Genomic DNA, 21,102 nt, shown 5'->3' with positions numbered 1-21,102 from the left:
ACACCTCTTTTTAGATTATTTTCACTGTTTATTTGTTAAATTTCATTTACAGTTGTTAGTTTTTTACATGATTCTCTTTCTATAATAACCGTCGGAATAAGTAAGCTTTTCTTTATCACATTCGGTTCATTCACTTGTTCGATTATCGCCTTTGCAGCCTCTTGTCCAAGCTGATAAACTTGCACATCTACTGTTGTCAATCGCGGATAAGTAATTCTAGCAATCGTTGAATTATTAAAACTGATTATACTAACATCCTCTGGAATCTTTATAGCTAAATTTGATAATGCAGATAAAACAATAAGTGCATTAATATCATCAGAGAGCACGATAGCCGTAGGACGATTCGGTAGTGACATTAATTCCCTTACTGCTTCAAATCCCTCTTCATAGTTTCCGTTAATATACTTTATAAAGTTCTCTTGCAGCTTAAGCCCATTATCAAGTATCGCCTGACGAAATCCTGTAATACGTAACTTAGCTACTTCAAATTTCGTATCATCACCAATATAGGCAATTCTTTTATGTCCTAACTGAATGATATAGTTCGTTGCATCCATAGCTGCTTGTCGATTATCGTTATCAACAAAAGTAATTTTATTTATATCTTTTGTTGGCCTTCCTAAAATCACAAATGGGATTTGACTGTCCTTTAAATAGTTAATTACAGGGTCATCCTTTTTCGAGTATAAAACAATGACACCATCCACTTGCTTCCCCTGTACCATTTTTGTCACATCTTGGAATATTTCCTCTTCAGATTCACCTATAGCCAGTCGTATACTAAATTCATACTTACTTGTAATCGCTGTTATTCCACCCAAAACTTCAGGCAAAAAAGTTGTATGGAGCGCTTCCCTTGAAGAGTTTTTCATCACAATACCAATTGTTCTTGTTGTTTGTTGTACTAATGATCGCGCAGTTAAATTTGCATGATAACCTAATTCCTTAATAACTTTACGGACATGACGCTTTGTTTGTTCACTAATTTTTGGACTATTTGATAATACACGGGAAACAGTTGAGATTGAAACATTCGCCTTTTTAGCAACATCCTTGATCGTTACTGCCATGATTCTCACCACGTTTCTATTAAAGAACAAAATTTTAAATGATTGTCTTCATAATGGAATTTATTCAAGTGATTTTTTTACATTTATTCGTATTTATCATTTTTAGATTGTTAATTGAGGAGGTAGGGAAAACGTTTGCATAATTGCACTATAATATTACCATTGATACTATAAATAATCAATGCTTTATATAGCTTTATTTGGGAGAATTTCTTTTATTCTAGGAAGTTAACAATAAGATTCTATGTAATAGATTTTGTACAAACGTTTGAACAACTATAACGTTAAGGGGTTCACATATTAAAAACACTCCTCATTTTTGGCTCATAGATCGCTTCTATGAACCCTTTTTTGCGGAATCCCCATCACGTTCGGCTTATAAATTCTTTCTATAAACTAGTTTTTACGGATGTTACCAAACTTCAGGAGTATAAAGCCAATTTTCACTGAACCTACCGAGCATGACGTATAAAAGCGCTCTTTACGTCAATTAGGAATCAAATGATTATAGTGGCAACATTCACATACCAGAGGTTTGAAACCTTTTTAAAATTCCCACAACCTCGAGGCTTCTCAACCTTTTTGATGACGATTGTCGGATTCCTGCTCCATAGAGGGCAGTCCGAAAAATGGATATCCCCAATAATGTATCAATTAAGAATACTGATATACCAACATATTGAAGATGAATATGGGCATCCAGAAATCAAAAATACAACTTTCTGGACAGCCCCTTCATGTTAATCAATCATATTCGATAATAAATAATGGTAAAGAAGTTTTTCCGTGTTTTGTATGGAAGAAATATGTGTCCGTTCAAATGCGTGAGATGAGTCAATACCAGGACCTATTAAGCCGTGAACAATATCATGACCACTACGTATTGCTGCTGAAGCATCCGATCCATAGTAAGGATATATATCTAATTTATACTGAACTTGATTTTGTTTCGCAAGTTCGACAAGTCGTTTTCGCAATTTATAATGATATGGACCACTTCCATCCTTTACACAAATTGACACTGTGTATTCATCAGTTGATTGACCATCACCTATGGCCCCCATATCGACTGCTAAATATTCAACCGTTTCAGGTGGAATATTCGAATTACCCCCATAACCAATTTCTTCATTATTAGAGATTAAAAAATGCGTTGTATATGGTAGTTCAATATTATTTCTTGTTATATGTTTTATTAAATTCATTAGAATGCCAACACTTGCTTTATCATCTAAATGGCGTGACTTTATATACCCTGAATCTGTAATTTGGACACGTGGATCAAAGGAGACAAAATCACCTACTTCAATACCGAGTGCCCGTACTTCTTCGGCGTTCGTTACCTTTTCATCAATTCGCACTTCCATATTTTGTTGATTTCGTTCTGCTGTTTTAGCATCTTTATAAACATGGACGGATTGTTGATGCATAAGTATTGTACCCGTATAAACTTTTCCCTCCGCTGTTTCTATTTCACAATACTCTCCTTCAATGGAATTCCACGCAAAGCCACCGATTAAATCTAAACGAAGGCGACCATTATTTTTTATTTCCTTTACCATCGCACCTAATGTATCAACGTGTGCCGTTAACATCCGATGCTTTGTGTCATCTTTCCCTTTAATTGTTGCAATCAATCCACCTTTTCGATTGCGGTATGTTTCTACTCCTATCTTTTTAAAAAAATCCTCGACAAAGCAAATAACTTTTTCTGTGTTTCCGGATGGACTTGGAATGGAAACTAGCTTTTTAATAAGTTCAAGTGTTTCTTTACTGTTGGATTGGTAGGTCACATTTATCTTCCTTTCAACTAACTTTTTTCATAGTTTTATTTAATCACAATTTATGGAAATGGTGTTGGAAAAATATTTGAATATAAAAATTTCCTTTATATCATGTGAACCTTTTCGGACAATAACTGCCATGTTAATGCGGTATAAAAACAGCAAGCAAAAGAACAACTACATCCATTGCAACATGTGCCATCATATGTGCAACCATCGCTGTTTCTAAATTATATTTCCAAAATAACCAACCAAATAAGAGTCCACCCGCTCCATTTAAAAATAGCATTCGAATCCAGACAATTGCGGTCATTTCTGTTATCGCCATAGTAGCTGGCAAATGTCCGAAAGCAAAAAGTAGAGCACTTATTATAATTGCTATTACATAAATACCCTTTGTTGGTGTTTCTCTTCTTTTTTGGAACAGTTTCCAGAGAAGGAATACGATTAAACTCATAAAACCAAACCGCATGAGTAACTCCTCGACAATTCCACCATAAAGAATTTCTGGTACAAGACTTCCTAGCTTAGGTGCTTGTATCGGTCCCGAAAATACATCTGGCAAAAAAGGCCGCATAATAAAATCAAATAAAATAGCAATGATTCCGAATATCGTTCCACCAATGAGCGCAGGTTTCAATCCTTTTTTTAATTCAACGAACCCTGTCATGGTCGGATGGATCATCATTGAAAATAGTCGTACTTTATCAGCTGTAAAATATCCTGCAATTAATGCAATCACTAATAGTATCAATGGATTAATTAATGAGAGGACCGCTAACATTTCTATTGACATTCCTGGTGTGACAGGTATTTGGTCCAATTGTGTTTCAAGCACTTGTTTTTGCATCGGGTACATTGATAAAATTGCTAAAATTCCAATAGCTATATAAATAATCATTCCTTTTATTCTTCTTTTCTGTACCATTTCATTCACTCACTAAGATGAAAAAATAGCAATGGCAATTGGAATCAAGATGGTTAGCAATAGAAAAAGCCACGCTGTTGGTCTTGCAAAATTTACCGTCCAACCGCTTCCGAACCGCTTTTCAAGCCAAACAGATGGATCATCTGGATTAAAGTAGAATACCCCTAGTTTCCAAAACTGATCATCATCTCGATTCATCACTTCATCACGTTTGTTTGCGGCCACTTTCACACGACTTCCACCTTGACCTGTTGTAATGGATAATATTGCTGCCCATATAACCATAATTCCGACAACAACCAATGTAATGATAAATGATAAAGTCGGATTAATCGGATAAACGAACGATATTTGTGGATAAACAAACAACAAAATCATCATTGTACCAGATATAATCATATATAGAGACCAACGTCTGCGAAATATCATATTTTGTTTAATTGATTCTTTAGGGTTCGCTGGATCCATTTGCTGTTTACTACGTCCAATCACTATATTAATATAGATAAACACCCCTAACATAAACAGCTGAATAAGCGGAAATGTCAAAACAGAACCAATCGATTTGTCAACCCAGTTTGTAACTGTGCCATCAAGACTATATTGCATAGGGATTTTTTCTGGTATACGGTCATAGTTTAAAAACGTCCAGATGAAACTTATTACTGTAATAAAGAATGGGATGATAAACCATACATTTGAATACGTTAATTTTTGTTTGTAAAAGGAAAGATCAACTGCAACGACTTCTTTTTTTACTACCTTCCAATTCTCCTTTTCCTTTAATTCCTTCATTTTTTTATGAAATTGGTAATAAACAAAAAATGTAATAATCATGTAAGCAAAGATTCCGACCGTATAGAAAATGACCCAAGTTTCTTCAGTTACAGCTTTTGCCAATAACCCAATGATTATGACAAGAATAATACCAATTAAACTGGATTGAGTTGTATACTGTTTTCGGTATTGTTTAATACTCGAATGATTAAACATATCCGATGGAATGGAAACACCAAAACTCTCCGTCTTTCTAGTAATGTAAGGTGTGATTGAAGTAATTAATATTAACGGTAAAAAAATGAGTAACATGCTAACGTAAATCATCTTCGTTCCCTCCACTAAGAATGTCATTATATATTTCTTTACATAAATTCGTAATTTGTTCCATACTCATGCCTCGACATATAGATTCACTAATAAGTGGCCGTAATTGTTCTTGTAATTTTACTCGAAAATCCGCATCTTGTGGGGGCATTCCGTCTGGATTAATAACTACACCTTTTTGTCGATGAATTTGAATATATCCATCTTGTTTTAATAACTGGTAAGCCTTATTGACCGTATGCATATTCACACCAAGATCTTGAGCGAAAACACGTACGGATGGAAGTGCTTCTCCTAGCTTTAACTGTTTCGAAGCAATACCTTCAATAATTTTATTTTTTAATTGAATATAAATAGGTACATCCGATTGTAAATCAAGGGAAATAATCATACCAACACTTCCTTGTGATATATGTTTTAACTGTTATATACATAATAGAACAAGTAACAATAAAATGCAATAACAAAGTAAGCTATTGCTACCCATTTTTGTGATTTTATAAAAAAACACAAGGACACTAGATCCTTCAGACAACTAAAGAGACTAGAGTTCGTTGAAAAAGCTTTTTTCGGCTGCGATGCAATGCTCGAAGCCTTCCTTGTGTGCTTAAGCGTAAAAGGAAAGAGGAATTTGCAAAATTAATACTTTCCTATTAGCTAAAAAATACGGTTCAGTTTCAGTAACCATGACGGAACATTATAAATATCTTAATCAGATAAATGCTTATTTATGTAATTTTTTTCAGCTCTATTGTATAATGAAGTAAACTTTATAATCTTTCTAATATTGTATCACCAGAGTAATTGGGGTATTTGTTCCATCGTCTTTAAACGTTAAATAATTCAAAAAATAAATGGGGGAAATGAACGTGAATCAACTATCAACGACGACATTGTTGGACACTTTTTCTGAGATTTTTCCTGAGGATACTTCTATTGCCATTGCAGATTCACGCACGTTTATTTACTACAAGCCGAGCCCTGTGATTGATTTAAATATTCAGCCAGGGGATCAAGTGAAACCAGGAAGTGCTACATATAAGGCAATCTCTTTGCGGAGAAGTATTTTTTCGTATATTGATAGTAGTATTTTCGGAATCTCATATTTTGGATTATCTGTTCCAATTTTTAAGAAAGGGAAGCCAGTTAGTTGTGTGACGGCTATATTTCCAATTCGGACGAACTACTCTTTACCGTCATTCTTAACCGTAAAAAATGATGATCGATGGTTCCCTATTGCAACGTCCGATATTTTATACTTAGAAGCAGAAAATAGAAAAGCAAAAATTGTAACAAACCATAAAGAAGGCTACCATAAATTGAACCTTTCAGAGATTGAATATTTATTACCAAGCGAGCAATTTTTACGTTGTCATCGCTCTTTTATTGTGAATGTAAATCAAATTGCCGAGATTCAACCTGATTTTCATTCTACTTTTCTTTTAATTATGAATAATGGTGATCGAATCCCCGTTAGCCAATCTTACGCAAGCTATTTCAGAAGGCAATTAATGTTTTAATGATAAAAAGAAGTATCTGTCCTATGTAGTATTTCACTGTTTTAATAATGGAAATGATTGTTTTATTCCATTACTAAAGTGTGCTTCCTCTTCGTCGAATATAATGCAATCAAAGTATGCAAAAGAGGGGATATTATGGAGAAACATACAATGAATACGGTTCCAGATTTTCTTAAGGATCGAATTGTTTCTGCAGATGAGGCAGCTACTTGGATAGAAGATGGGATGACATTGGGGTTAAGTGGATTTACACGTGCAGGAGATGCAAAGGCAGTTCCTTTCGCTTTAATTGAAAGGGCTAAATCGCAGCCTTTAAAAGTAAACGTTTACACCGGTGCCTCATTAGGCTCTGATGTTGATAAGTTGATGGCAGAAAACGGGATGATCCTAAAAAGATTACCATTTCAAGCAGATAAGACAATGCGAACAAAGATTAACCAAGGGGAATTACTGTTTGTCGACCAACATTTATCACATACGGCAGAATTACTTCGTGCTGATGTATTACCAAAAGTAGATTTTGCTATTGTCGAGGCAGTGGCAATAACTGGTGATGGATTAATTATTCCAACTACATCTGTAGGAAACTCATCTATTTTTGCAGAAAAGGCAGAAAATGTTATTGTTGAATTAAATGCAAATGCACCAAAAGAATTAATTGGTGTTCATGATATATACAGCCTAAAGAAACAAGGAGAAAGAAGTCCAATTCCTCTAACAAAGGCGAATGATCGAATTGGTACAACTGGTATTCATATTGATTTATCCAAAATTAAAGGAATTGTTTTAACGAACCTTTCCGACTCGCCATCGACGATCGTTCCACCTGATGAAGAGACGAAAATTATGGCGAACTACTTACTTGAGTTTTTAAGAAAAGAAATTGAAGCAGGCCGCCTAACAGAAACATTGGCACCACTTCAATCCGGAATTGGCTCAGTAGCAAACGCAGTCCTTCATGGAATGATTGATTCTGAATTTGAAAACCTTGAAGTATACTCAGAAGTACTTCAAGATGCTGTTTTTGATTTAATTGATGCAGGTAAAGTAAAGTTTGCCTCTGCATGTTCCATTACGCTTTCTGAAGAAAAGGGCAAACAAGTGTTTGAAAACTTTGAAAAATATCGTGACAAGTTAATTTTACGTCCACAAGAAATTTCTAATCATCCTGAAATCATCCGTCGACTCGGACTTATTTCAATTAATACCGCGTTAGAAGTTGATATATATGGTAATGTGAACTCAACACATGTGTCCGGTACAAAAATGATGAACGGAATTGGTGGCTCTGGTGACTTTGCACGTAATGCCCGTCTAGCTATTTTTGTTACAAAATCAATTGCGAAAAACGGAGATATTTCAAGTATTGTTCCATTTGTCTCTCACGTTGATCATACAGAACATGATGTTGATGTTATTATTACTGAACAAGGTTATGTGGACTTACGAGGACTTGCACCTAAAGAACGAGCTCCTCTAATTATTGAGCATTGTGCCCATCCAATGTATAGGCAACAATTACTAGACTATTATCATGAAGCACTTTCTCGCGGTGGTCAAACACCTCATGTACTTGAAAAGGCATTTTCTTGGCATGAAAATTACGCAAAAACTGGTTCAATGATGGAAAAGGTCCCACAAGTTTAACTTAGCTTAAGGGCCTTTCCTAGCCTTACTTCCACTCTCATCCAGTACGAAGGAAGGCTTTTTGTTTTAGCAATTACTTAAAAAATTGTATTGTATTTATAGATGGTACGCTCTTGAAAGGTGGTGGGGGAATGACGAAAGAAGAAATTCAAAAACGTATAGATGAATTGAAAAGTGACTATATTCGTATACAAGGAGATATGGAGAAGCTAGAATCACTCGGAAAGAACGGGAATGTTTCATATTCGGAAAAACTGCTTGAAGAAATTGAGTTAGAATTAAAACAACTGCGTGAGTTACTATATTCATAAAGTTAAAAGAAGCTAGGACAATAAATGAACGGGATCGAGCCTTAGACGAAACGAGAGCCGTCGTTCGCCCAAGCGTACAGGAAAACCCGAACTTTTCATGCGAAATTCCTATTTAGAGTTTCGTTATCGTTCGGGTTTTTTATTAATATTGTTCATTTAAAATTGAATTTATTTGCGCTTACAACGGCAATTTAGTTTTTTGTCCTATTCTCTTATTTACTCTGCTACATCTGCCCATTTATATTCGTATGTTGCACCAAACGGATTGACGTGAACCCCTTTTACTCTTGGTGAAACAAGCTGAGCTCGAGAAGATTGATAAATCGGTGCAATTGCAGCGTCTTCAAATAATATTTTTTCTGCTTTCAAGAAATTTTGGTACCGTGCCTTGTTGTCTGTAGCAAGATCGGAACCAGTTGCAAATACTAACTCATCGTATTTGGCATTAGAATAACCCATCAAATTATTTCCACTATCCGTTGTCCATAAATTCATATAGGTAAATGGATCAAGGAAGTCAGGACCCCATCTAGATATTTGCATTTGATAATCCATCGCTGTATCTAAATCTAAACGTTGCTCTTTTGGCACTCGTTTTATTTTAATAGACAAGCCTTCTAAGTTTGTTTTCAATTGGTTCGCAATATATTCAGACATTAATTTCGTTGTTTCATCATCGTCTGTTAATAATTCAAGTTCAACTTTATCTGTACCTAACTCTTTTAATCCTTTAGCCCAAAAATCTTTTGCCGCATCCAAATCATATGTCATTAAGTCTCCATTAACTTTACGGAAATCCTCACCCGTGTCAGGTAGTGGTGTAAAGTCAGCAGGAATAAGACCGTTTGCCACAAGGGAACCGTTGTTAAGAATTTGGGTAACTAATGCTTCTTTATCGAATGCACGGCTAATTGCAGCACGAATATTTGTGTTTGCTAATGCTTCACTCTTCGTTTGATTGAATTTCGCAAAGTAAACAAATGTATCTGGTGTAATTGTATAATCGTCGTGAGTAGAGTATTGATCGACAAGATCTGAAGTTAAATCTACTCTGTCAACTGTACCTTCCTCGTATAAACCTACACCCGTTTGTGGATCCTTTACAACTTGGAATGTTAACTTATCCATTTGAACAGTTTCGTTGTCCCAATATTTATCATTTTTAACAAGTTCCCAAGAATTACTTGTGCTTTGCCAGTTTTCAATTGTATAAGGACCATTAGAAAGTATGGTATCCGAACTTGTTGCGAACTTATCTCCTTGCTCCTCAACAAATTTTTGATTTAACGGTAAAAATGTACCGAATGTCGTTAAAGATTCAAAGTATGCGGTCGGGTGTTCCAACTCAACAACTAATTTATAATCGCCATCTGCTTTTACGCCAAGCTCATCTGGAGACTTTTCCCCTTTACTAACGGCCGTTGCATTTTTAATGACACCATTCATCATATAAGGGCCATATTCAGAACCCGTTGCAGGATCAACTGCTCGTTTCCATGAGTACACAAAGTCATGGGCAGTTACTGGATCACCATTTTCCCATTTTGCATCTTCACGTAATGTGAATGTCCACGTTAAACCATCTTTACTCACTTCATGTTTCATTGCGATCCCTGGTACAGGTTTTGTATTTTCATCTAAACGATATAAACCTTCCATTGTTGCTGCTAAATATACAAAAGAAGATTCGTCTGTAGCAAGCGATGGGTCCATCGAAGGAATCGCCTCTGGGTTTGTAAAGTTTAATACTTTTTCTGTTTTCTTTCCTGTCTCTGTTTTAGACTTACCACTTGTTTTTTCTGTCTTATCACCGGAACAGGCTGTGAGAATGGCTACTAATAAGCCAACTACTAATAATAATGACCAATGTTTCCGTTTCATAGAAAAACTTCCCCCTATTATATCCAAAACGACTGCACTTCATTTTTTCTATAAAATTGCTAATAATGAATCAATTTTACTATGTTAAAATACTAAATCAGTGCAATCAATTTAGAAATTATTATAAACTAGTAAACTATGAGTTGTAAACTATTTTATTCATAATTCCGTTTTATTTTGTATTTCAAAATTAGACAAATGTTTCGCTTTTAACATATTAGGTGATTTTTTTGAATAATTTTGTAGTATATTGTCATCATTTCTCCATTAAGAAGTAGAAATTAATCGAAAAAAAGAGCCACCAATAATTGTCATCATTGACATCTTATTGAGTAGCTCTATCTATCCATATACAAGATTTATCTTTATTTCAAATAATCAAGAAGGTTGTTAAAAGTCCTCCTCATCTTCATCATCTTCATCTTCATGATCTTGTTCAATTCGTGTAATTAATACTTTATCTACACGAACATGATCCATGTCGACTACTTCTAAAATTAGACTTTCTATTTCGACGGTATCTTTTACTTTTGGGATGTCACCTAAACTCATCGTAATAAAGCCACCTAATGTATGAAAATTATTACCCCCACGTAATTCAGGTTCATCCTCCAAGTCAAAGTAACGACGAAATTGGTCAATCGAAATTAAACCATCAGCAAGCCATGTATTTTCTGTTCGTTGGATAATTTGTGGCTCCTCCTCATCCTCATCTTGAGGCAAGTCACCAACGATATTTTCCATAAAGTCATAAATTGTTACGTAACCTTCAATTCCACCATACTCATCGATAACGATTGCTTCATGCTGTCCAGATTTTTTAAACGCATCTAACGCTTGAAAAACCTTCATCGGCTCAGGTAATACAATCGTCTCTTTAATACAGTCCGCCAATCGAAATGGTTTTCCTTCAGCCATTTTAGCAAAAACGTCTTTCGTATGAATAATTCCAAGAAAATTATCTAAACTTCCTTGACCTACCGGAAACCGTGAATGATTACTCTCATTCATTTTACGAATATTCTCTTCAAACGGTTTTTCAATATCTAGCCACACAATTTGCGTTCGAGGAGTTAAAATATCACCTAATCTTTTATCACCGAGGTAAAAGATTTGCTCCACCATATCTTGCTCAATTTCTTCAACAACACCGCTATAAACACCTTGTTCAATCAGCTGTGTAATTTCCTCTTCAGTGACATCTGGTTGATTTGTCGTCTTTACGCCTAATATTTTTAGTACAAGTTCCGTTGACTTACTTAATAACCAAATAATCGGTTTACCAACTTTAGCAAAGTAATACATTGGCTTAGCAACAATTAACGAAACCTTTTCTGGATTAGACATCCCTAATCTTTTCGGAACAAGTTCACCAATAATTAGAGACAAATAAGTTGTAAATCCGATAACAACGATAAAGCTTACTTGGTAGCTGTACGGTTGAAGAAAGTCTATTTTATCCAGATAAACAGATAACTGCCTTGCAATCGTCGCACCTCCAAAAGCACCAGTGACGACACCAATGAGAGAAATCCCAATTTGAATGGTCGATAATAATTGATTTGGGTTTTCTGCTAATTTTAATGCTAATTTTGCCTTTTTATTTCCGTCTTCTTCTAATTTTTCAAGTCTTGCTTTTCTTGATGTAACAATGGCTATTTCAGTCATTGAAAATATACCATTGGCAACGATTAATATAAGTATGATAATAATTGAAATCCACAGACTGTCCAAAAGTCTACTCACTTCTCCTTTAGTTCATTCTCTATTAATAAATTTTAACCTAATCTATCTTATTTTATCATAATCATTTTTTACATTAAAACGTTTTGATATTATGCTAATTCTGATAATTTTATGACAGTGCATAAAGATAGAAGGGAATTAATAGATAACTGTAGAAATCTATATTTATGAATACGTTTATTAAGAAAGGGGCAGAAGATATGGGTCATGTAGTTATCGTTCCAATAGATGGTTCTGTTCACTCTCATCAAGCTCTCTACTTTGCTGTAACAGTGGCAAAACAAATTAGCGGAAAAATTGTTATCGTAAATGTCCAACCAAATTTATTCACACCTAATATTCAGCGATTTGTTGCAAAACAAGAGATCCATACGTATTTACAAGAACTTGGAGATGAAATTTTGAATAAGGCTGAAGATTTAATTGTTAAAGAATCAATACAAATGGAAAAGGTTTTTCGAATTGGGATTCCAAAAGTGGAAATATGTAATTTGGCAAAAGAACTTGATGCCTATTCAATCGTTATGGGTTCTCGAGGTATGGGACCTGTGAAAAGTGCTGTTTTAGGAAGTGTAAGCCTAGGAGTTTTACAACTTGCACCTTGTCCTGTAACAATTGTTCCTTAATGAGTGAAGTGAAATTTCATTTTGAGGCTAGTTATCCTGTTTAGACTGTTTTTACTAACCGGGATCATTAGCCTCTTTTATCATTTTATGTAGAATAGAAAAGCTTCCATTGGGCATAGTAAGCAAGGGAAAGGATATATTTGGTAGTCTTCATTGTTTAAAAATGATAACTGCGACTTAGGATGTGATGTTGTGGATTTAAATACAAGTCTTGAACGCAAAAGTCTTATTATCGCATATATTTGTATTTTTCTTTTTGTAGCTCCCCTTTTTATACTTGGAGAAGACGCTCATATCCGTGTGCATGATAACTTAGATTCAAATTTAGCCTGGTACAAAGTATTAATTGAAAGTGGACAAACATTTGGCCCAGTAGATGCAGTCGTTCCACAAGTCATTAATGGCCTTCCTCGGAATGCATATGGTTCAGAGTGGACAGGCATCGTGTGGTTACATGCTCTCTTTCCAACAATGTTTGCCTATGCCCTGAGTCAAACGATTACAAGAGTATTTGCCTTCCTTGGAATGTACCTACTCTTAAGGGACTTTTTCGTTAAAGAGGACAAAGGAAGATTTATTCGAATTGGTGTTGCACTTGCATTCGCATTGACTCCGTTCTGGCCATCTGGCATGTTAAGTACTCTTGGACACCCACTCGCCTTATGGGCATTTTTAAAAATCCGCGCAGGGAAAAACACTTGGAGAGAATGGCTCACCCTTGGCCTACTACCATTTTACTCAAGCATTGTTCTTGGCTTCTTCTTCTTTCTAGTTGCCATTGGACTGTTATGGCTATACGACCTCATCAGAACAAAAAGGATTAATTGGCGTTTTCTCGCAAGCATTGCTTTTATGAGTCTTATGTTTCTCTTTGTCGAGTATCGTCTCGTTTATTCAACCATATTCGATGATGAAATAACTCATCGTTCGGAATTTGTTTCATCAAGACATCCTTTTTTTTGGTCAATCAAGCTTTCTATTAAAAACTTTCTATTTGGACATACCCATGTTATGACCTTACATACAATTGTTATTCTACCCATTTTATTTGCTGCCTTTATACTAATTTTTTACCGAAAAGAATGGAGGAAAGAAAAGCTCTTTATTTTCCTCTGTATTCTCAACTACTTACTTTCCTTATGGTATGCCCTTTGGTTTAACAACATGTGGATTCCCTTAAAAGAACGGCTTGACATTTTAAACACATTTAATTTTGCTCGCTTTCATTTTTTACGACCGATGATTATTTATTTATCTTTTGGAATGGCTTGTTCCTATTTATGGAAGATTGGGTGGAAAAAGCTTGTGAAAATGACAATTATTGCCCAAATAATCGTTTTAATTCCTTATAATGAAGAAATCCACTATGGATATATACATAAAACTCCATCGTTTAAAGAATTTTTTGCTGAAGATTTGTTTTCTGAAATTGACCAATATATTGGTGAACCAAAATCATCTTATCGAGTAGCAAGTATCGGATTACACCCATCCATTCCACAATATAACGGATATTATACTCTAGACACATATAATAATTTTTACCCACTTACATATAAATACCAATTTAGAAAAATAATAAGGCATGAACTAGAAAAGAATAACACATTAAAAACTTATTTCGATGAGTGGGGTAGTCGCTGTTATATTTTTGTTGCTGAGCTTGGAAAAAAGTACAATTTCACAAAGACATCAAAAAGGCAAATACAAAACTTACAACTAGACACAAAGGCTTTTTATGATATGGGTGGGCGATATATCCTTTCCGCTCTTCCTATTAAAAATGCCACGGAAAATCATCTGCATTTTGAAAAAAGTTTCCAAGATGAAACAGGTTATATGAAAATATACGTATATTCAGTCACTACTCCGGTTGAAACAGTTAAGGAGGACAGCAACCATGAATAATCAACCACCTATGTTAACCATTGTTGTGCCTTGTTACAATGAAGAAGCTGCTCTACCTGAAACAATAACTCAGTTAACAAGCTTAATGAAAGAACTTTGTCAAAAGAAGTTAATTGGGAAAAATAGTAACATTCTTTTTGTCGATGATGGAAGCCAAGACCGAACTTGGTCTTTAATCGCGATGGAGAGTGTGCGAAATAAATTTGTTACTGGAATTAAATTAGCACGAAATGTTGGGCATCAGAAGGCTCTGTTGGCAGGGTATTTGAAAGCACGGGAAAAATGTGACTGTGCTATTTCAATTGATGCAGATCTTCAAGACGATATTACAGTTATAGAAGAATTTATTGAAAACTATCATAAAGGATACGAGATTGTTTATGGTGTACGAAACCGGCGAGATACAGATACATTTTTCAAACGAACAACGGCATTAAGTTTTTATCGCCTGATGGAAAAGTTGGGTATTGAACTTGTATATAATCATGCCGATTTTCGTCTATTAAGTAAGCGAGCGTTAGACGAAATGGCGAGGTATTCGGAAAACAATTTATTTTTAAGGGGTATTTTCCCACTTCTTGGGTTCCGTTCAACGAAAGTATTTTACGACCGTAAAGAGCGTGTTGCCGGTGAGACAAAATATCCGTTAAAGAAAATGCTCTCGTTTGCATTAGATGGTATTACCTCCTTTAGCATTGTACCAATACGTTATATTACTTTTTTAGGATTCTTCCTATTTATTATCAGCCTAATCATTGGGACGTTAAATGTATTTCATTTTCCTATAGTAAGTGTGAATCCAACAATGATTTCCCTCTGGTTAATCGGTGCCTTACAATTAATTGCCATTGGAACAGTCGGCGAGTATATCGGGAAAATTTTCATTGAAGTAAAAGCAAGACCTAAATTTGCGGTAGAAATTGATTTATATACAGGCTCAATGGTTGAAAGAAATCATGAACATATACGAGACAATCTTCTTTTCGAATATAAAAAATAACTATCAAAATAGCTACCCCCTCAATCTTTATGGGGTAGCTATTTTTTATCAATTTATACTTACACTAAGACAGGTAACCACCTTATTTCGGAATAAATCTTGTTTGCTTATCCGTTTTTTATAGAACCTTTTGACATTACCTTATACGTAATATTTCTAATACTCCATTTCATGCCTTTTTCCGATTCTTTAACTCCATAGGATTCTGTCCAGTTAAGTGATTTCATTCCGTTACCTCTTCGTTCAGGAATGGTGATAAAACCATTTAAATAAGGGCAAATTACTTATAGGAGCAGTTGAATAACCTTTTTCGAACAAGATAAACTTTATCATAAGGCACTACTAAGAGAAGTTAGACGCTATTCTCAATATGTTTATTTTATCAAAAATCAAGTCTACAATAGGAGTTAAAAGGACCTTTCCTTATTATAGGTAATCCTTTTATCAAAAACGTTCAAAAGTTCGGTGTTGGGGTAAAAAAATATTGAAAATAATTAATCCTACTTTACCAATATGATTTTAGGTATTATAGTATATATTGTGTTCATATTAATACACGAATTATGCAGAAAACTAATCTGTATAGAAATTAAACGAATGGCTACAAATTAAGGAGGTTCGTATGAATACATTACTCGTTATTATTAATATTATTATTTTATTTGCCCTTGTGGCATTGTTGTATTCAATGCAGAAGAAACACGTTTCCTTTTCAAAACGGGTGTTTACAGGTCTTGGTCTCGGGATTGTTTTAGGTATCGTAATTCATCTCATATACGGTACAGCATCTGATGTCACGACAAAAACAATTGACTGGTTTAGCATCGTTGGTTCTGGTTATGTAAAATTATTGCAAATGATTGTTATGCCACTCGTATTCATTTCAATCGTTGGGGCATTTACAAAAGTTCAACTTTCGAAAAATCTTGGAAAAATAAGTTTCCTTGGAATTGGCATTTTACTCGTTACAACAGGAATTGCTGCCGCGATTGGAATTGGGTCTGCTCTTGGTTTTGGTTTAGATGGAATTGAATTAACAGCTGGTGACGCAGAAAATGCAAGAAATGAAGCATTAACAGAAAATATCACAATGGTTCAAGATTTAACAATACCACAGCAAATTCTTTCATTTATTCCTTCTAATCCATTTGCTGATTTAACTGGCTCTCGTCCAACTTCAACGATTGCCGTTGTTATCTTCGCATCGTTTATCGGTATGGCATATTTAGGCGTAAAACGAAAAAAACCAGAAGAAGCGGATCTTTTTGCGAAAATCATTAATGCTCTTTATGCAATCACGATGCGCATTGTTACATTAATTTTACGGCTCACTCCATATGGGGTATTGGCGTTAATGACAAAAGTAACAGCTACAAGTGATTATGCTGCGATTGCTAAACTTGGGAAATTTGTCATTGCATCATATGTAGCTATTATTTTAATGTTTATTGTTCAATTACTTTTAATCAGTTTAGCAAAATTAAGCCCAGTTACGTATGTGAAAAAAGCATTACCAACATTAACATTTGCTTTTACTTCACGTTCTAGCGCAGGATCATTACCGATCAATATAAAAACACAAACAGATAGTTTTGGTGTTTCAGAAGGGGTAGCCAATTTTGTCGGACCGTTTAGTTTATCTATCGGACAAAATGGTTGTGCTGGTATTTATCCTGCTATGCTCGCTGTGATGGTAGCACCTACAGCAGGTATTGATCCATTTGACCCGAAATTTATTTTAACCGTTATCGCTGTTGTTGTTATTAGTTCCTTTGGTGTTGCAGGTGTTGGTGGTGGGGCAACCTTTGCTTCTTTAATTGTCCTATCCGTTTTAAATTTACCAGTCGCTATCGTTGGATTATTAATATCGGTAGAACCTTTAATTGACATGGGCCGAACTGCATTAAATGTTAGCGGCAGTATGACATCTGGTATTTTAACTAGTAAAATAACTGGAGATTTGAATAAAGAAGTATATAATGACCATTCTAAACAAGATATCGTTGAAGTATAATTTATTGATATTTGGCCAAACCTTTTATGAGAGGTTTGGCCTATATGTGTAATTGGCAAAAATTAAACTGGTGGTTGCTAATTAGAGAATAAATATTACATAATACATATAGACTACACGTAGGAGATGAAGATATGAAAGAAGAATTAATTAAGCGTTTTACGACCTATGTAAAAATTGATACCCAATCAAATGAAGAAAGTACAACATGCCCGTCAACCTCTGGACAATGGGATTTATTAAATCTTTTAGAAAAGGAATTAAAAGAAATTGGCTTGAGTGATGTGTCAACTGATGAGAACGGCTATTTATTTGCTACACTACCAGCAAACACTGAAAGGGAAGTTCCTACAATTGGATTTTTAGCGCATGTTGATACTGCCACTGATTTCACTGGTAAAAATGTAAATCCACAAATTGTTGAAAACTACGACGGTGGCGAAATTATTTTAAACAAAGAACGCGGTGTCATTTTATCACCAAAGTCATTCCCTTCTTTACAAAATTATAAAGGACAAACGCTAATAACAACGGATGGGACAACACTTCTTGGTGCTGATGACAAGGCTGGTGTAGCCGAAATTGTGACCGCCATGAACTACTTCATTCAACATCCGGAAATTAAACATGGAGAAATACGAGTTGCGTTCACACCGGATGAAGAAATCGGTCGTGGTCCTCATAAATTTGATGTTAAACGATTCAATGCAAAATATGCCTATACGATAGATGGTGGGCCACTTGGTGAATTACAATACGAAAGTTTTAATGCCGCAGCAGCAAAGATAACCATTAACGGGACCAATATTCACCCCGGATCTGCTAAAGGGAAAATGGTAAACTCCATAAAGATTGGTATAGAGTTAAATGAATTGCTCCCTGCGAAAGAGGCTCCTGAATATACAGATGGTTACGAAGGTTTCTACCATCTATTGTCTTTTCATGGAGATGTTGAAAAAACAGTTCTGTCTTATATCATCCGAGACCATGATCGTAATAAATTTGAAGAAAAGAAAATCAACCTTTCGAGGGTAGTTCATCAATTAAATGAAAAGTATGGAGAAGGAACAATTGAACTTGACTTAAAAGATCAATACTATAATATGCGTGAAAAAATTGAGCCAGTAAAAGAAGTCTTCGATTATGCGAAAGAGGCAATGGAACGGATTGGAATCACCCCAGTAGTAGAACCTGTACGCGGGGGTACAGACGGTTCACAATTATCTTTTATGGGCTTACCTACGCCAAATATATTTGCTGGCGGAGAAAACATGCATGGGAAGTTTGAATATGTCTCTGTAGAAACAATGGAAAAAGCAACTAAAGTGATCATTGAAATTGCAAAAGTATTTGAAGAAAAGGCATAAGTAAAGAAGCGGCAAATGGATATTTGCCGCTTTTCCTTTTTTTAATTATTATTTTCACGATATCCGGTATTGGCACGAACTTTTACTTCTGCATAACGAACGAAGTCTGTTTTACCAGACAATACCGTTCCTAAAAATCCACCCAAAAATCCGAGTGGAACAGAAACAATTGCTGGGTTCGTTAATGGAAAGATCGGCTCCCCTACAAAAATTGCCGCTCCCTCAACAGGAGAAAATACACTTGGACTAACACTTACTAATACTAACGCAGAGATTAATCCTGATAACGCGGCTGTTACAGCACCAGCAGTATTGAATCTTTTCCAGAAAATTGTATATACAATAACTGGTAGGTTAGCACTTCCGGCGATACAGAAAGCTAAAGATACGAGGAAGGCAACGTTCATCTTTTGCGCAAATAGTGCCAGCAAGATTGAAAATACTGATACACCTAAAGATGCAAATCGAGCCGCTCGCATTTGCTGTTTTTCAGTGACTTTCCCTTTTTTAATAATTTGGGCATAAATATCGTGTGCAAAGGCTGATGCGCCACTTAATACAAGACCGGCAACAACCGCTAGTATTGTTGCAAATGCCACTGCTGAAACAAATGACATTAAGAAATCCCCGCCAAGAACTTGTGCAAGTAATGGAGCAGCCATATTACCAGCTGCATTCGCTTCCATAATCATTTCAGATCCAACAAAAGCCGCAGCCCCAAAGCCAAGGAAAATGGTTAAAATATAAAATAAGCCTACAATCCAAGTTGCCCACATAACAGAGCTACGTGCTGTTTGGGCATCCTTTACTGTGAAAAAGCGCATTAAAATATGTGGTAAACCTGCTGTACCTAGGACAAGAGCTGTCATCAAAGAAATTGTATCAAGTGGTATTTTATATTTCACACCTGGATTTAAGTAGTCTTCCCCAAGTGGTGTCGCTGTTTTCATTTCACTAAACATGGTGAGTATATTGAAATTAAACTTAGATAATACAATAAATGAGATAACAACGGTTGCAATCATTAACAGAACCGCTTTAATAATCTGTACCCAGCTCGTCGCGGTCATTCCTCCAAATAAAACATAAATAGTCATCATTGCCCCAACGATTAAGACAGCTACCCAATAATCAATGTTAAATAATAATTGAATAAGTGCACCCGCACCAACGAGTTGAGCAATCATGTAGAAAATGACAATCGTTATTGTACTTAATGCAGCTACACCCCTTACTTTCTTCGCATCAAACCTTGCATTGATCATATCAGCTAACGTGTATTTACCAAGGTTTCGAAGCGGTTCAGCAACAATAAATAAGACAACTAAATAGGCAACGAGGTATCCAATACTAAAGAAGAAACCATCAAATCCTGTTAAAGCAATTGAGCCTGCAATACCTAAAAAAGAGGCTGCAGATAAGTAATCACCTGCAATCGCAAGCCCATTTTGCCATCCTGTCAAACCACCGCCAGCTGTATAAAATTCACTTGTTGTTTTTGTTTTCTTTGCTGCAAAATAAGTAATGACAAGTGTACTAGTTACAATTAATAAGAACAAGACGACAACCGTTGTATCCATTATCTACCACCTACCTCTTTCGTTTCTTCCTCAATCACTTCCGATGCTAGTCGGTCAAAAGTTGCTGATTTTTTCATATAAATTGTTACAAGTGTCCATGTCATAATAAATTGGGCAAGGGCAAAAATCCAAACCCAAGTAATATCTCCAATTGCTTTCGCATGTAATACTTTTGTATACGATGTTAATATTGGTAATGTAAAATAAATGACTAAGAAAAATATTGTTAGCGGAACAATAAACTTTTTCTTTTTACTCATTAACTCTTTAAACTTATCCGTTTCAATCATTTTTTCGTATTTTGTTTTCTGCTCATTAAACTCTTGTCTCGCTCGATTCAACATCTCCACCTCCCCAGTTTCTAAAGCGCTTACAAATCAGAAAATCGTTGTCCGCTATCATACTAATAAAATAATATTTGTAATTTAGTATAAAAGGAAAATGAGTACGATAACATAACCATTTTCTCCATAATCAATTCTCCATAGCAACACACCTTTTTCTAATAATTCCTTTATATTCTAAAATATACAATTTTCCAATAAAAAGAGCAACCCATTTTTTTGTCTAATTTTGATAAGTTTTCTGTTGACTTTCGATGACTTTCTTGCAA

The 21,102-nt window shown here is 35.1% G+C and carries 17 protein-coding genes; 8 read left to right on the top strand and 9 right to left on the bottom strand.

What is annotated here, in order from left to right; genetic code table 11:
• Nucleotides 1–35 precede the first annotated feature (35 nt).
• The 5 genes from BN2144_RS06465 to BN2144_RS06445 all read right to left on the bottom strand — a co-directional run bounded on the left by BN2144_RS06465 (nt 36) and on the right by BN2144_RS06445 (nt 5,280).
• Complete coding sequence (locus BN2144_RS06465; RefSeq protein ID WP_033827456.1) at nt 36–1,073, bottom strand: LacI family DNA-binding transcriptional regulator; 1,038 nt, start codon at nt 1,071–1,073, stop codon at nt 36–38.
• Between the two features lie 740 nt (nt 1,074–1,813).
• Nucleotides 1,814–2,866, bottom strand: a complete 1,053-nt coding sequence (locus BN2144_RS06460) for a M42 family metallopeptidase (protein ID WP_033827455.1) — start codon at nt 2,864–2,866, stop codon at nt 1,814–1,816.
• 133 nt (nt 2,867–2,999) lie between these two features.
• Entirely contained in the window at nt 3,000–3,785 is a 786-nt protein-coding gene (locus BN2144_RS06455) for a CPBP family intramembrane glutamic endopeptidase (protein ID WP_082195158.1), read from the bottom strand.
• A gap of 12 nt (nt 3,786–3,797) precedes the next feature.
• Nucleotides 3,798–4,889, bottom strand: coding sequence for a DUF1648 domain-containing protein (locus tag BN2144_RS06450; RefSeq protein ID WP_033827453.1), 1,092 nt, complete (start codon nt 4,887–4,889; stop codon nt 3,798–3,800).
• Nucleotides 4,876–5,280, bottom strand: coding sequence for a GntR family transcriptional regulator (locus tag BN2144_RS06445; protein ID WP_033827452.1), 405 nt, complete (start codon nt 5,278–5,280; stop codon nt 4,876–4,878). Before BN2144_RS06445 ends, BN2144_RS06450 begins: the two co-directional genes overlap by 14 nt.
• 478 nt (nt 5,281–5,758) lie before the next feature.
• Here BN2144_RS06445 and BN2144_RS06440 point away from each other — a divergent pair, with 478 nt between their 5' ends.
• The 3 genes from BN2144_RS06440 to BN2144_RS06430 all read left to right on the top strand — a co-directional run bounded on the left by BN2144_RS06440 (nt 5,759) and on the right by BN2144_RS06430 (nt 8,367).
• The gene (locus BN2144_RS06440; RefSeq protein WP_230199715.1) at nt 5,759–6,409 is read left to right on the top strand and encodes a LytTR family DNA-binding domain-containing protein; all 651 of its coding nucleotides are present in this window, start codon (nt 5,759–5,761) and stop codon (nt 6,407–6,409) included.
• A gap of 135 nt (nt 6,410–6,544) precedes the next feature.
• Entirely contained in the window at nt 6,545–8,056 is a 1,512-nt protein-coding gene (locus BN2144_RS06435) for an acetyl-CoA hydrolase/transferase family protein (RefSeq protein WP_033827450.1), read from the top strand.
• A 131-nt stretch (nt 8,057–8,187) separates the two neighbouring features.
• Nucleotides 8,188–8,367, top strand: coding sequence for an SE1832 family protein (locus tag BN2144_RS06430; protein ID WP_033827449.1), 180 nt, complete (start codon nt 8,188–8,190; stop codon nt 8,365–8,367).
• Nucleotides 8,368–8,583: 216 nt separating this feature from the next.
• On the opposite strand, the gene BN2144_RS06425 is transcribed toward BN2144_RS06430, so the two are convergent.
• Nucleotides 8,584–10,248, bottom strand: a complete 1,665-nt coding sequence (locus tag BN2144_RS06425) for a peptide ABC transporter substrate-binding protein (RefSeq protein WP_033827448.1) — start codon at nt 10,246–10,248, stop codon at nt 8,584–8,586.
• 390 nt (nt 10,249–10,638) lie between these two features.
• Complete coding sequence (locus BN2144_RS06420) at nt 10,639–11,994, bottom strand: hemolysin family protein (RefSeq protein WP_230199714.1); 1,356 nt, start codon at nt 11,992–11,994, stop codon at nt 10,639–10,641.
• Nucleotides 11,995–12,194: 200 nt separating this feature from the next.
• On the opposite strand from BN2144_RS06420, the gene BN2144_RS06415 reads away from it, so the two are divergent.
• The 5 genes from BN2144_RS06415 to pepT all read left to right on the top strand — a co-directional run bounded on the left by BN2144_RS06415 (nt 12,195) and on the right by pepT (nt 18,909).
• Nucleotides 12,195–12,620 (top strand): universal stress protein, encoded by a 426-nt coding sequence (locus BN2144_RS06415; protein ID WP_033827692.1) that lies wholly within the window; start codon nt 12,195–12,197, stop codon nt 12,618–12,620.
• Nucleotides 12,621–12,812: 192 nt separating this feature from the next.
• Nucleotides 12,813–14,528, top strand: coding sequence for a DUF6044 family protein (locus BN2144_RS06410; RefSeq protein WP_042337692.1), 1,716 nt, complete (start codon nt 12,813–12,815; stop codon nt 14,526–14,528).
• Complete coding sequence (locus BN2144_RS06405) at nt 14,521–15,528, top strand: glycosyltransferase family 2 protein (RefSeq protein WP_033827446.1); 1,008 nt, start codon at nt 14,521–14,523, stop codon at nt 15,526–15,528. The genes BN2144_RS06410 and BN2144_RS06405 overlap by 8 nt, the downstream gene beginning before the upstream one ends.
• Nucleotides 15,529–16,150: 622 nt before the next feature.
• On the top strand, nt 16,151–17,542 hold the full coding sequence (locus BN2144_RS06400) for an L-cystine transporter (protein WP_033827445.1): 1,392 nt from the start codon (nt 16,151–16,153) through the stop codon (nt 17,540–17,542).
• 134 nt (nt 17,543–17,676) lie between these two features.
• The gene (pepT, locus tag BN2144_RS06395; RefSeq protein ID WP_033827444.1) at nt 17,677–18,909 is read left to right on the top strand and encodes a peptidase T; all 1,233 of its coding nucleotides are present in this window, start codon (nt 17,677–17,679) and stop codon (nt 18,907–18,909) included.
• Nucleotides 18,910–18,950: 41 nt separating this feature from the next.
• Here the strand turns inward: pepT and BN2144_RS06390 are convergent, their stop codons facing one another.
• Together BN2144_RS06390 and BN2144_RS06385 are read right to left on the bottom strand one after the other, a co-directional pair.
• Complete coding sequence (locus BN2144_RS06390; RefSeq protein ID WP_033827443.1) at nt 18,951–20,489, bottom strand: solute symporter family protein; 1,539 nt, start codon at nt 20,487–20,489, stop codon at nt 18,951–18,953.
• Nucleotides 20,489–20,779: a DUF485 domain-containing protein gene (locus tag BN2144_RS06385; RefSeq protein WP_230199773.1), complete on the bottom strand. Its 291-nt coding sequence runs from the start codon at nt 20,777–20,779 to the stop codon at nt 20,489–20,491. The genes BN2144_RS06390 and BN2144_RS06385 overlap by 1 nt, the downstream gene beginning before the upstream one ends.
• Nucleotides 20,780–21,102 lie beyond the last annotated feature (323 nt).

It is taken from the genome of Bacillus andreraoultii, assembly GCF_001244735.1.
GTDB classification, from domain to species: domain Bacteria; phylum Bacillota; class Bacilli; order Bacillales; family Caldibacillaceae; genus Caldifermentibacillus; species Caldifermentibacillus andreraoultii.
Note: the sequence above shows the minus strand (reverse complement) of the source record. Positions and strands in the feature narration are given on the sequence as shown.